The 12,628-nt window shown below is 71.9% G+C and carries 10 protein-coding genes; 1 reads left to right on the top strand and 9 read right to left on the bottom strand.

The window, feature by feature from the left end:
• Positions 1 to 71: 71 nt before the first annotated feature.
• Complete coding sequence (locus Y09_RS04010; RefSeq protein ID WP_053916350.1) at positions 72 to 1,169, bottom strand: GNAT family N-acetyltransferase; 1,098 nt, start codon at positions 1,167 to 1,169, stop codon at positions 72 to 74.
• A gap of 316 nt (positions 1,170 to 1,485) precedes the next feature.
• Positions 1,486 to 2,244 (bottom strand): transglycosylase family protein, encoded by a 759-nt coding sequence (locus Y09_RS18155; RefSeq protein ID WP_053916388.1) that lies wholly within the window; start codon positions 2,242 to 2,244, stop codon positions 1,486 to 1,488.
• A gap of 366 nt (positions 2,245 to 2,610) precedes the next feature.
• On the opposite strand from Y09_RS18155, the gene Y09_RS04000 reads away from it, so the two are divergent.
• Positions 2,611 to 4,125: an MDR family MFS transporter gene (locus Y09_RS04000; protein WP_053916349.1), complete on the top strand. Its 1,515-nt coding sequence runs from the start codon at positions 2,611 to 2,613 to the stop codon at positions 4,123 to 4,125.
• A gap of 41 nt (positions 4,126 to 4,166) precedes the next feature.
• Here the strand turns inward: Y09_RS04000 and Y09_RS03995 are convergent, their stop codons facing one another.
• From Y09_RS03995 to Y09_RS17085, 7 genes are all read right to left on the bottom strand, one after another.
• Positions 4,167 to 5,216 (bottom strand): hypothetical protein, encoded by a 1,050-nt coding sequence (locus Y09_RS03995; protein ID WP_053916348.1) that lies wholly within the window; start codon positions 5,214 to 5,216, stop codon positions 4,167 to 4,169.
• Between the two features lie 211 nt (positions 5,217 to 5,427).
• Positions 5,428 to 6,591 carry a hypothetical protein gene (locus Y09_RS03990; RefSeq protein ID WP_053916347.1) on the bottom strand — a complete coding sequence of 388 codons (1,164 nt, stop codon included), beginning with the start codon at positions 6,589 to 6,591 and terminating at the stop codon, positions 5,428 to 5,430.
• Positions 6,592 to 6,690: 99 nt separating this feature from the next.
• Entirely contained in the window at positions 6,691 to 8,121 is a 1,431-nt protein-coding gene (locus Y09_RS03985) for an MFS transporter (RefSeq protein WP_053916346.1), read from the bottom strand.
• Between the two features lie 105 nt (positions 8,122 to 8,226).
• The gene (locus Y09_RS03980; RefSeq protein ID WP_053916345.1) at positions 8,227 to 9,591 is read right to left on the bottom strand and encodes a M48 family metallopeptidase; all 1,365 of its coding nucleotides are present in this window, start codon (positions 9,589 to 9,591) and stop codon (positions 8,227 to 8,229) included.
• Between the two features lie 225 nt (positions 9,592 to 9,816).
• Complete coding sequence (locus Y09_RS03975; RefSeq protein ID WP_053916344.1) at positions 9,817 to 11,247, bottom strand: aldehyde dehydrogenase family protein; 1,431 nt, start codon at positions 11,245 to 11,247, stop codon at positions 9,817 to 9,819.
• Positions 11,248 to 11,337: 90 nt separating this feature from the next.
• Complete coding sequence (locus Y09_RS03970; protein ID WP_053916343.1) at positions 11,338 to 11,826, bottom strand: hypothetical protein; 489 nt, start codon at positions 11,824 to 11,826, stop codon at positions 11,338 to 11,340.
• Positions 11,823 to 12,272, bottom strand: a complete 450-nt coding sequence (locus tag Y09_RS17085; protein WP_148639512.1) for a hypothetical protein — start codon at positions 12,270 to 12,272, stop codon at positions 11,823 to 11,825. Before Y09_RS17085 ends, Y09_RS03970 begins: the two co-directional genes overlap by 4 nt.
• Between the last annotated feature and the right edge of the window lie 356 nt (positions 12,273 to 12,628).

Below are 12,628 nucleotides of genomic sequence, written 5' to 3'. Positions count from 1 at the left end.
GACGCCGCGCCCGAGGCCTTCGGGGACGGCTCGCCGACCGGGACGCTGCAGCGATCCCGGTCGGTGAGGGATCAGGAGGTCGCGCCGGCGGCCTCGAGGAGGTCGAGCGGCTCCCCCAGCGGCGCCCGATAGAGGGGGAAGAAGGCGGACTCCTCGTCGAAGGCGCGCCGGGCGTCGGCCGCCTCGGCGCGGCGCTCGGCGACGAGCCGGCCGTACAGGCCGGCGTCCAGGACCCGCTCCGCGGTGCGGAACATCCGCTCACCCTTCGGGGCGAAGCCGCGCTTGTACCTCTCGAGCCCGTCGCCGGAGGTCAGCCCTCCGCCGAGGACGTACCAACGGTAGCCGTGGTCGGAGAGCCATTCCATGACGCTCATCTTGACCAGGTCGTTGGGTCGGTCCCGGGAGGCCTCCATCTCGGTGCCGCCGAGGAAGTAGTAGGCGGTGTCCCTGCCCAGCAGCATGAGGTCGATGGAGATCGGGCGTCCGTCGCGCTCGGCGGCGACATAGAGCAGCCGGTCCGGCACGCCGTCGTGGAGCGCGGAGAAGAAGGGCACGTCGAAGCGGTACCAGGAGGCGCTGTCCAGGCGCTCCATCGTCCCGGTGTAGACGGAGTGGAAGTCCTCGATCATCGAGGCGTCCTCCACGAAGCGCACCGTGAGGTCGGCCCGGAGCGCCCGACGGGCGTTCTGGCGGACCTTCGAGGAGCTCGCGGCCCACAGCGCCTCGCGGTCGGGCTCGATCTCGCGCACGAGGTTCGGGTTCCGCTCCCGGAGGCGCCCGGGGTGCGGCAGGACGTCGTCGAAGAGCGACAGGCGCGCGAACTCGCTGACCACCCGCTGTTCGCGCGCCCAGTCCTCGAAGTAGGCCCAGAACTGCCCGGCGAGCTCGTCCGCCGGCGCGTCGCCGCTGACGAGCGGGCCGCCGTAGCCATAGGGGGAGACGACGTCGCGGAGGCCGCCCGGTGCATCGCGCAGGATCAGCGGGTAGAGGACCGAGGAGTCCTGCCACTGCATCGTCACCGCCAGCAGACGGCCCGCACCCTCCCCCAGGGGGCCGGCGACGCCGGGGTGCGCGAAGGGGAGCTGGTGCGTGCTCTCCTCCCACAGCCGGTGCCAGGTCGCGAGGTCGTCCCGATCGGCCGGGTCGAGGACCCTACCCTCGCCGCTCATCGCGCCCCCGCCTCGCAGCGGGCGGCCATGCGGGCGGCGACGCCGGGGCGCGGCCGCACGGCCATCCCCTCGTCGCTCCTGTTGTCGTTGGCGGAAGTCACGACCGAGGCCCCCATCCCGGGGTGCCATCTCGCGCGCGCCCCCGCTGTCACTACCCTCCGGGCATTTCGCCCATTTCGGACACACCATAGCGCGGCATCGCCGGGGTTCTCAATGACGGGCGGGCGGCGGGCGCCCTCCGCGCTCGGACGCACCGCACGCGGCCGCCCCTCCCCCGGGGCATCGGGGGCGAGGCGGCCGCGCGTCGGGAGCGGGATCAGCCGTTGAGGTGCTGCTGGAGCGCCTTGACGGTGCCGTAACTGGTGCGGAAGTCCCACACGCCGTTGTAGCTCAGGCCCATCGCGGCACGGAGCTTGCCGGTGGTCTCGGAGCCGATCTTGCCGTCGGGGACCGCGCCGACCTTCTTCTGCAGCGCCTTGATGTCGGAGGTGGACAGCGAGCCGTCCTGCGGCACGCCGACCCAGGCCTGCAGTGCGCTGGTGGTCTTGGGGCCGAACTTGCCGTCGACCACGAGCTGCCCCGAGGCGGGGCTGGTGCGGTCCGCGTCGCGGGACGCGGAGGAGTCGCGGGAGGAGGACCCGCCGGGCTGCGCGTTCACGTCGGCGCCGCCGTTGGCACGGGTGAGGCCGGCCTTCTTCCCGCAGGTGGGCCAGGCGCCGGGGCCCTGCGCCTGGAGGGTGCGCTGGGCGACGGCGATCTGCTCGGCCTTGGTGGCCTGGTTCGCGGTCGAGGCGTACTCGCCGCCGCCGAAGGCCTTCCAGGTGGAGCTGGAGAACTGTAGGCCGCCGTAGTAGCCGTTGCCGGTATTGATGGACCAGTTGCCGCCGGACTCGCACTGGGCGACCTCGTCCCAGACGGTGCCATGGGCCGTGGCGGTGCCGGCGCCGGTCAGGCCGAGCCCGGCGACGACCACGGCGCCGCCGGTGGCGGCGGCGACCTTCGGGGCGACGCGCACGCCGCGGAAGGCGACGGCACGGCCGGGGGCGCGGTGGGTGTGGGGGCGGGTCGCGGTCATCGGGGACTCCTCGCGGGGATGGGGAAGGCGGTCGGACGGGATGGCCGCGCGGCGGGCACTGCGGCCGACGGGGAGCCCGCTGACCTGCGCGCCCGCGCCGGGCACCTCTCCACGGTGCCGACAGCGCCCCGGATCGGACAGCGCGATCCCGCGAAGATTCCCCTCCGCAGTGCATTTCTTTGCCGTTCCATGGGGCGACCCGTTACCGATCGGGAATGACACCAATGTGTTTATCGAGGAAATACAGCTCTGTCGTTCTCGACCCGGAGTCCATCGAACGCCGAGCGGGCGGCGGGCGTCGCAGGCCGCTGTGACGCACCAGGAATTCTCTGTCCCGCCCGCACGCCCCGTGCCTACACTCCCTCGGTGACCCGCTCCCCCGCCCCTGCCGCGCCCTCCTCCGCCGCGCTCTCCCCGCGCGATCGCAGCGTCATCGTCCTGCTTCTGATCAGCGCTTTCGTGGTGATCCTGAACGAGACGATCCTGTCGGTCGCGCTGCCGCCGATCATGGACGACCTCGATCTGGCCGAGACCACCGCGCAGTGGCTGACGACGGGGTTCATGCTCACCATGGCCGTGGTCATCCCGATCACGGGCTTCCTCATGGGGCGATTCTCCACCCGGCAGGTGTTCGCGATCGCGATGACGACCTTCACGGCCGGCACCCTGGTCTGCGCCGTCTCCCCGGCGTTCCTGCCGCTGCTGCTGGGTCGGATCGTGCAGGCCTCGGGCACGGCGATCATGATGCCGCTGCTGATGACCACGGTGATGAACCTGGTGCCGCCCTCGCGGCACGGCCAGGTGATGGGCAACATCTCGATCGTCATCTCGGTCGCGCCGGCGCTCGGCCCCACGCTGTCGGGCCTGATCCTCTCGTTCGCGCCGTGGCGGTTCCTGTTCGTGCTGGTGCTGCCGATCGCGGTGGCGGCGCTGGTGATCGGGCTGCGCCGCATCGAGAACGTCTCGGAGGCGGATCCGAAGCCGGCCGATGCGCTCTCGGTGCTGTTGTCCGCGGTGGGCTTCGGGCCGCTGGTGTACGGGCTGACCGGGATCAGCGGCGGCGGTCACGGCGGCGCGGCGGAGGCGCCGTCGGGCCCGCCCGTGGCGGCGCTGGTGGCGCTCGCGGTGGGCGTGGCTGCGCTGGCGCTGTTCGTGCTGCGCCAGCTGCGGCTGCAGCGCCACGAGCGGGCGCTGCTGGACCTGCGCACCTTCGCCAGCCGCAACTTCGCCGTCGCCGTCGGGCTGATGGTGGTGATGATGGGCTCGATGTTCGGAGTGGTGGTGCTGCTGCCGATCTTCCTGCAGCGGGTGCTGGAGCTGTCCACGCTGTCGGTGGGGCTGATGATGCTGCCGGGCGGTCTGGCGATGGGTCTGCTCGCCCCGTTCGTCGGGCGGCTGTTCGACCGGGTCGGCCCGCGGCCGCTGCTGGTGCCGGGCCTCGCCGCCGTGGTGGTGGGCATCGGGATCATGTCCCGCGTGCCGGAGCAGGCGTGGCTGATCGTGGTGGGCCACGTGGTGATGTCGCTGGGCCTGGCGTTCGTGTTCACGCCGCTGATGACCACGGCGATGGGCTCGCTGCCGCGGCGGCTGTACCCGCACGGCTCGGCCATCGTGGGCACGGTGCAGCAGGTCGCGGGCGCGGCCGGTGCCGCGCTGATGGTCTCGGCGATGGCGCGGGTCGCGGCGGGCACCACCGCGGGCGGTGCCACGGAGCTCGCGGGGATCTCCGCGGGCACCTCGGCGGCGTTCACGATCTCGGCGGTGCTGGGGCTGGTCACCGTGGCGATCGCACTGTTCATCCGCCGCAATCCGGCCGATGCCGGGGACCGTCCCGTCGAGGCCGGACCGGCCGAACCCGAGGAGACGGTCACCCCGACCTGAGGAGACGGTCGCCCCGACCTGAGCGGTGGCGGCCGGGCACCTCAGTAGTAGGTGGTCTCCTGGTTCCCGAACCAGGTGCCGTAGAAGCGGCCTTCCCGGTCCATCATCCCGATCGCTGCTTCCTCGATCGGGACGCGTTGCACGGTGGTGCTCCCGTCCTCGGCGGTCACTGTGAACTCGGCCAGACCGCCGTAGCCGTAGGCGTCGTAGTAGCCCGCCGCCCCGCCCGCGACGTGAATCTGCGGCGGGGTGAGGATCTTCCAGGCGCCCTCGCCGGTGACCTCCTCCGAAGCGCCGAAGGGGCAGTTCTCGGGGCGCGGCTGGGTGCTGCGCGCGCACTCGGCGAGCGCCGTGTCGATCAGGTAGGTGCCGAGCTGCTCCTCGCCGGTCTCGGTGAGCTCATAGCCGATCTCGATGAGCGAGTTCAGCCAGGGACCGAGCACGGGCGGGATGGTCGAGCGGACCGTGGTCGGGGTGACCGCCTCCCCGCCCTCGGGGGCGCTGACCTGATACACGCCGGGAAGCACCACCAGGTGCACCTCGACGAGTCCGAAGGCCTGGGTCGCCATGACGTCCTCCGGCAGCGGGACCTCGACCCCGTTGATCAGCACCGCGGGGGCGCTGACGGGCACGGCGACCCGCATCACCGGCAGCTCCACGGGCTCCAGCTCCCACACCGGGCGGCGCAGCGCCCCCTCGCGGTGCCGGGTGAGGTGGAGGGTGGTCTCCTGGGTGCGTCGGCCGAGGCTGAGCGTGGCCGTGACCTGGGCGGTGTCGCCGTCGATCGTCGTGTCCTCGATCGTGAAGCGGTCCACGCGCTCCTCGGCGGCCAGCGTCACCTGGTCGGTGAGGGCGACGTCGAGCACCCCTTCCTCGGGCTCGACCATGTGTTCGCGCACGGTGTCGGTGTCGGCATCGAGGATCGCCTGGAGGAAGCTGCGCGCCTCGGTCTCCGGCGAGCGCTCCCCCACCAGCACCTGCGGAAGCACCAGCACGAGGGCGAGCAGCGCGGCGATCCCGCCGAGCAGCCACCAGCGGCGACAGCGGAGCGGCGCGGGAGAGGGCCCCGCGGCGGCGGGAGTCGGCGGCACTCCGGCCGCCGGGAGTTCGGCCGACGGGCTTGGGCCCGACAGGGGCCGCTCTTCGGCCCCGTCCCATCCCCCGGCGATGACGCGCCCGGTCGCCCGCTGATCCCGTCCGCTCCCCCGCCGGCTGCTGCGCCCCACTGCGCCCCCTGTTCGCGTCGATGCCTCGGGAGAGGGTATCCCGGTGCCGTCTGTCGTGAGGCGCGGCGCTGCCCTCTCACGGGCTCCACGAGGTCACGAGCTCGCCCTCGCGGTCCAGGGCGCCCATGGCCCGGGCATCGAGGAGGACGCGGTGGGTGCGCAGCGCCTGCCCGTGGGCGGCGGGGACGGTGAACTCGGCGACACCGCCGCGGGCGTAGAGGGTGAAGACGCCCATCCAGCCTGGGGAGACGCTGATCTCCGGCTCCGTGATCAGCCGCCAGCTCCCGGAGTGGCCGTGCGCGTCGGGCGCCTCGAGCGGGCATCCGAGCGGCGCCGGGGAGGTGCTGCGCAGACACTCGCGGAGGGAGTCGTGCAGTTCGCCGGCGAGCTGCTCCTCCCCGGTGTCGGTGAGGGCGTAGCCGGCCTGGAGCGGCACGGAGGTCCAGGGGCTCAGCAGCGGCGGCACGTTGATCCGCGCGGGCACCGGGTCCAGGCTCCCGTCGCGGGGCGGGGCCTCGATCTCGTAGAGCCCGGGCAGCATGCGCAGGGTGATGATGCCGAGCCCTTCGGCGCCGCGGGGCCGGCTGGCCGCCGGGACAGTGATCCTCTGCCCGTTCACGCTGAGCTCGGCGGTGCCGACGGGTATCGCGACCATCACGGTGGGCAGGGTGAGCGGCACGAGCGTCCCGGCGGGTCGCGGCCAGGCTCCGTCCTGGCGTCGTTCGAGGCGGAGGGTGGTGGTCAGGGAGCGCGCGCCCACGCGCAGGCGGGTGCGGACCTCGGCGCGGCCGTCCTCGAAGCGGGTGGACAGCAGGGTGAAGCCCTCGATGCGGGCGTCCGTCGCCTCGACCACGGCGGGCACGAGGGCAAGGTCGAGGGCGTCGCCGCGCGGGGTGAGGTGCTCCTGGACGGTGGCCATGTCCCCGTCGACGAGGGCCTGGAGGAAGCGTCGGGCGACGGCCTCGGCGGGGGTGCCGCCGAGGAGCAGCGGCGGCAGCGCGAGGACCAGCACCAGCAGCAGCGCGATCTCGGCGGCGACGCCCCGGCCGGGGCGGTGCGGGTCCCATCGTCCGGGCGAGCGGTCCTCGGATCCCGTCCCGTCGGGCGCCGCGCTCGTCGCGGAGGCCCCGCCGGTCGCTGTCAGCTGGAAGGCGGGTCCTGGCGCATCGGGGTCCTGAACGTCCCCTCCCCATCCGGTCGTGAGAGCGCGCCCTGCTCGTGCCTGCTGCGAGCGGTGCACCGTGACTCCGGTCCCCGGCGCGCCCCGGACCCGGCTGGATCCGTCGGCCGTCGGCGGTGCGGCCCAGGCTACGCCCGCCCGACGGCGACGACCAGGGGCTCACAGCGCCCCGGGCGCCTCCTTCTCGCGGGCGCGGTCGGCAAAGCTGACGCCCATCGCGGCGAGGGTCAGCGCCATGATGATCACCAGCGCGATCGTGAACGCTTCGAGCCAGGCGGTGCCGCCGTCGGTGAGGGAGAAGATGATGCCGGGGATCATCGCGGTGCCGATCGCGGCACCGAGGCGCTGGCCGAGCTGGAGGATGCCGCCGGCGACGCCGCCGAAGCGGGGATCCACCGAGTTCAGGGTGAGGGTCTGGTTCGGGGAGATGGTCATGCCCTGGCTCAGGCCCATCAGCATCAGCGGCGCGGCCAGCCACCAGAACGCGACCGCGCCGGACTCCACGAAGCCGGCCAGCAGCGTGGTTCCCAACAGGCCCAGGAACGCGACGCCGAATCCGGCGATCACCATGCGCCGACCCAGGGTGAGCACGTAGCGGCCGGCGATCTGGGAGCTGATCGCGGCGGCGATCGAGGAGGGCAGCCCCAGCAGGGACGCCTCGAAGGCGGTGTGGTGGAGGTGCATCTGCAGGAACAGCGGCACGATGATCCACACGCTGGTCGCGCCGAGGAAGTACACCGAGACGATGAGGATGCCGTTGCGGAATGCCTTGTTGACGAAGATCGCGGTGTCGACCATGGGCGAGCTGCCGCGGCTCTTGTAGCGCCGCTCCCAGGTCCACCACAGCCCCAGCACCAGCAGGCCGGCAGGGAAGGACAGCCACACCAGCGCGTTCACGCCGCGCTCGAGGAAGGGCAGCATGATCCCGAGGATCGCCAGGCACAGCAGGATCGTGCCGACGGGGTCGAGGTCGGGGCGGCCCTTTCCGCGCGCGCGGTCGTCGGGGATGTAGCGGAAGGTGCCGATGATCGCGCCGATGCCGATGGGGACGTTCATGAGGAACATCCAGCGCCAGCCCCAGTTCGGGCCGAGGAGCTGGATCAGCAGGCCGCCGATCACGGGCCCGATCGCGGTGGCGACAGCGACGGTGGTGGCCAGCAGCGCGAAGGCTCGCGCCCGGTCCTGGCCGCGGAAGTGCTGCTGGATCAGGGCGACGGTCTGCGGGTTCAGCAGGCCCGAGCCGATGCCCTGCAGGATGCGGGAGACGTTGAGCAGCTCGACGTTCGGGGCCAGGCCCGACATCAGCGAGCCGAGGGTGAAGATCCCGACGCCGATCACGAACATGCGCCGACGCCCGGTCGCGTCCCCTGCGCGCCCGGCGGGGACCAGCAGGATCGCGAAGGAGAGGGCGTAGCCGGAGATGACCCACTGCAGCGAGCCGGTGTCCGCCTCGAGGCCCTCGCCGATCGCGGTGAGGGCGACGTTGATGACGCTCACGGCGATCAGGGCCATGAACAGGGGTGCGAGGAGGACGGCGAGCAGGGGCTTGCGACGCACCGCAGGTGTCGGCGCGCTGTAGTGGGGGATCACCCGGCCACCTTATGCAGTGAGTGCACTTCTGTGGAGGGCGGGGTGACCGGAGGGACACCGCAGCGGCCGGCCCGAGGAGGGACCGGCCGCTGCGGGACGTGCGGGTCAGGATCGGGAGGGATCCTCGTCGCCCGGCCCGGAGGTGGACTCGTCCGTGCGGGGCTCCGGGGTCTCGTCGGCGCCTGCCGCCCCGAAGCCGGTGCCCGTCGCGGACTGCTGCTCGGGAGCGGCGAACGGGCTCGCGGCGACGTCCTCGGCCGGGATGCGCCGGGCGTCGTCGTTGTAGGGGCCGGCCGGGATGACGTAGCCGGTGCGGTCGCTGAGCAGCGGCGCGGAGGTCTGCAGGGTGCGCACCCCGGGGCGGTCCGGGGTGGGAACGCCGGTGAAGCGGCCGAACTGGTCGCCGTATCCCGCGGGACGGACACCGTCGGCGGCGTCGAGCAGTGCGATCGCCTCGCCGGGGCTCGGGTACAGGGAGGACCAGCGGTGCCCGGCCGGCAGCGGCGAGTCGAAGAGGTGGCCCTTGGGGCGGATCCACAGCGCGCCGGGCTTGGAGCGGTCGCGCAGGGCGTGGGCGCGCCAGGTGGTGATCGGGTGGGAGGAGCCCCAGTTGACCCAGTGCACGAAGAAGCTCGGGTCGGTCGCGGCGCGGTCGGCGAGCTCGTGGACGCTGACCTCGGTGCCCAGGTACTTCCCGCCGGAGAGGAGCCCCATCACGCCGGCGGAGCCCCTGGGCGCGAAGCCGTAGCCGAAGTTGTCGGCGGTGTACTCCTGGGAGCGGGACAGGGCCGGGCCCAGGAGCGGGACCAGGGAGAGCAGGTTCGTGAACAGCAGACGGAAGTAGGAGACGTGGCCGGCGGCGAGGTGGCCCACCTCGTGGCCGATCACGAACTTCAGCGCGTCGCGGTCACGGCCCTGGCCGCCGACCTCGAACAGGTCCGAGTGCACCACCACGAAGCGGCGGAACCCGTGGCCGGAGGCGAAGGCGTTGATCACGCCGTTGCCCATGGTCACGTAGGCGTCCGGGACGTTGCGCATCCCGAACTGGGCGGCGGCCTCGGCCACCATCCGGTAGCCCTCGGGGAACTGGGTGGGGCTCATCCGCACGGAGGTGGCCCGCATCTGGGCGTACATGATCGCGCGGACCCACCAGATGATCAGCGGCAGCAGCGGCAGCAGGAACACCAGCTGGATCACCAGCGGGAGCATCGAGGCGTACTCCCACGCCGTGGAGACCGCATCCTCGCCCTGCTCGGCATACAGCCAGATCGTGCCGCCGATCGCGCCGCCCCAGGAGAGGTAGCCGAGCACCGTCGCGGCCACGCCCACCCACAGCAGCGGCAGCTCCCAGGGGTGGCGGATCCGGCGCTGGCCGCGGACGCCGTGGGTGGTGGCGCCGTTGAACAGGGACGGCTTCTTCGGGGCCGAAGGCGTCGGTGACACCTGCACGGCGGTGGGCGGATAGGTCATGGGGTACTCCTCGAGCGGTTCTGCTCACGGGGAAGGGTCGGTCGACCCGTGCGGGCCATGGTCCGACGGTAGACCCGCGAGCCTCGCTGCGCATCACCGATCGTGCTGGTCAGACCCGATCATGGACGCAGGGAGGAGGGAACGGCGACGTTCGTCGCAGTGGGGTCGTCCGCACGGCCGACGGGGGTCGGGCGCACGGGGGATCGCGTCTCCACCGCGCCGCGCTCAGCGGAACAGTCGCCCCAGCAGCGCCCGCTTCGCCCCGCGATACGGCGGGGTGACGAGCCTCAGCGTGTCGGGCCGCAGCGGCTTCTTCACGACGGGCTTGGCGTGGGTGAACGCCTCGAGGCTCGCGCGGCCGTGGTACTTGCCCATGCCGGACTCCCCCACGCCGCCGAAGGGCATGGTCTGGGAGCCGAGGTGGGCGAGGGTGTGGCCGAGGGCGAGGGATCCCGAGGAGGTCTCGGCGATGAATCGCTTCTCGACGTCGGTGTGAGGGCTGAACACGTAGGCGGTCAGCGGCTTCTCGCCCACGTTGATGCGGGCGATCGCCTCGTCGGGCCCGTCCACGGCGAGCAGCGGGAGGACGGGGCCGAAGATCTCCTCCCCCATCACCGGATCGTCCCAGTCCACGCCGTCGAGGATCGTCGGCGGGAGGTAGCGTTTGGCCCGATCGGCTGCGGAGGTGCCGCCGATGACGGCCTTGTCGTCGTCGATCAGGGCGAGCACGCGGTCGAAGTGCTTCTGGTTCACCATCCGGCCGTAGTCGCGGCTGCGCTGGGGAGTGCGCCCGTACATCGAGGTGACGGCGTCCTTCAGATGGGGCACGAGGGTGTCGAGGGTGGAGCGCTCGGCCATGAGGTAGTCGGGGGCGACGCAGGTCTGCCCGGCATTGGTGAACTTCCCCCACACGATGCGACGAGCAGTGGCCGCAAGGTCGGTGCCCCGATCGACGAACACCGGCGACTTCCCGCCGAGCTCGAGCACGGTGGGGGTGAGGTGCTCGGCGGCGGCGCGGGCGACGATCCGGCCGACGGTCGCGTTGCCCGTGTAGAAGATCAGGTCGAAGCGCTGCTCGAGCAGGAGCGTGGTCTCCTCGACCGCGCCCTCGACGACCCTCACCCATGCAGGGTCGAGGTGGGTGCGCACGAGGCGGGCGAGCGCGGCGGAGGTGGCGGGGGCGACCTCGCTGGGCTTGAGGATCGCGGTGTTCCCGCCGGCGATCGCGCCGATCAGCGGGGCGAGCGCGAGGTTCACGGGGTAGTTCCACGGGGAGATGATCAGCGTGGTTCCGAGAGGCTCGCGGCGGATCTGCCCGCTGGAGGGCGCGAGCAGCAGCCCTGGGCCGAAGCGCTCCGGTCGCAGCCAGGCGCGGAGGTTCTTCCGCAGGTGCGCGATCTCCTGGGTGACGACGCCGACCTCGGTGATCAGCGATTCGGTGCGGGACTTGCCGAGGTCCAGCTCGAGGGCCTTCAGCAGCCGGGGGCGTTCGGCGCGGAGGCCGTGGGCGAGGGCGTCGAGCTGGGCGATCCGCGCTGCGAGCGGCCGGGTGGTGCCGGCGTCGAAGGAGTCCCGCAGCGCGGCGACGTCGGCGAGGATCTCGCCTCGTCGGACGGCGTCGAGAGAGGTGGGGGCCTGCTGAGCGTCAGTCGACATGGCTCCATGGTAGGGCCGGCCGTCCGATGACGGTTTCGTGCTGAGCACCATTCCCCTCGGGCCGGACGCAGCATCGCCCGACCCCCGACTTCACCCTTCGCCGAGCAGGGTGAGGACGATGACCGGGCCCTTGTTCGAGACCCAGGCGCGCTGCTCCCACTGGCCGTCGCCCAACTTCGCGGCGAGCGCGGGGCACTCCCTGAACTCCTCGTTCCCGAGCTCTTCGGCGAGCTCGGGGACGACGTCGGGGGCGGCAGGCTCGCCCGCCTCCTCGCACAGCGACCGCCACTGCTCGGCCTGTGCACCGTCGACCTCGATCCGAGCGTCGATCCAGTAGGTGGAGGGGCCCGGGGCGCCGTTTCCCGTCGTCCCCGAGAACCACAGCACCGTGGCCTCCTCGGGGATTCCGCGCGTGCGGGACAGCAGCGGCGAGGGGTCCGTCTGTGCGGATTTCTCGATGTTCTTCTGCGCGGCTCGAGTCATCTCGGGCTCCTCCTCGCGATCGGTGAGACAGGCGGTGGCGCCGAGGACCGCGGCGATCAGCGCGGCACGGCGGGTGCGGGGTCGCGCGGAGGTCACGGCGTCGTCACCGTGACCTGGTCCGGAGAGTTCACGTTCCATTCGACGACTCGTACGACTTCTCCACTGGAGTCGAACCCCTGAGCCCAACCGAGCTCCGAGAAGCGACCGTTCGCATCGTCGGGCTCCGAGGTGGCGATGTCCTGGTTGTTCGCGTTGAAGTTGTAGCGGTCCTCGGCGTGCACAGTGACGACCATTCGAGCGTTCCCCTGATCGTCGACGGTGACGTCGCCGCTGCTCCATTGCTGGTAGCCGCCGATCGCCTTCTGCCAGTTCTCGGTCGTCGGATAGTAGGACTCTCCGGCACTAGGCCCAGTGAATGAGAAGTCGTCCCGCCCTTCGGCGGCCATGGCCTGCGCGGCGTACTGGCACTGACGGATCTGTGCATCGACGTTGGCTCGAACGCTCCCGTCCTCGATGTACGCCTCCTCGTCGTCGAACTCCATGGGCGTGCCCTCGCCACTGCGGTAATGAGCATAGAACGCCAAAGCGTCGTCCAGACCCGGGCGTGCAGCCTGCCCGCCGCGAAGCATGGCCTCCCATCGCGCCCACGAAGCCCGGTCTCCCAGGGTCTCCTCTCCCTTCTTGGGCTCGAAGGGGAAGTCGTCGTCCCACTCGAAGTCAGGTCGATCCGGCGCTTCCTCTCGGTACGCGCCATCATCTCGTCCCAGGTCGGCCCGTCTGGGTGCATGGCGTCCCACTCCCTTCGGGCCGCCTCCTCGTCAGCAGGGAGGTTCGCTGGCGGTGCATCTCCATCATCACCACGGTTCTCGCGTGGCTGCCCCTGATCGGGCTCTGCGCC

The organism is Brachybacterium sp. SW0106-09 (assembly GCF_001293905.1).
GTDB classification, from domain to species: Bacteria; Actinomycetota; Actinomycetes; order Actinomycetales; family Dermabacteraceae; genus Brachybacterium; species Brachybacterium conglomeratum.
This window is presented reverse-complemented; position numbering and strand designations above follow the sequence as displayed.

Excerpts from the sequence above, each read along its gene's own strand:
- Y09_RS04010 (WP_053916350.1), bottom strand. The coding sequence starts at position 1,169 with ATGAGCGGCGAGGGTAGGGTCCTCGACCCGGCCGATCGGGACGACCTC.
- Y09_RS18155 (WP_053916388.1), bottom strand. The coding sequence starts at position 2,244 with ATGACCGCGACCCGCCCCCACACCCACCGCGCCCCCGGCCGTGCCGTC.
- Y09_RS03980 (WP_053916345.1), bottom strand. The coding sequence starts at position 9,591 with ATGACCTATCCGCCCACCGCCGTGCAGGTGTCACCGACGCCTTCGGCC.
- Y09_RS03975 (WP_053916344.1), bottom strand. The coding sequence starts at position 11,247 with ATGTCGACTGACGCTCAGCAGGCCCCCACCTCTCTCGACGCCGTCCGA.
- Y09_RS17085 (WP_148639512.1), bottom strand. The coding sequence starts at position 12,272 with ATGGAGTTCGACGACGAGGAGGCGTACATCGAGGACGGGAGCGTTCGA.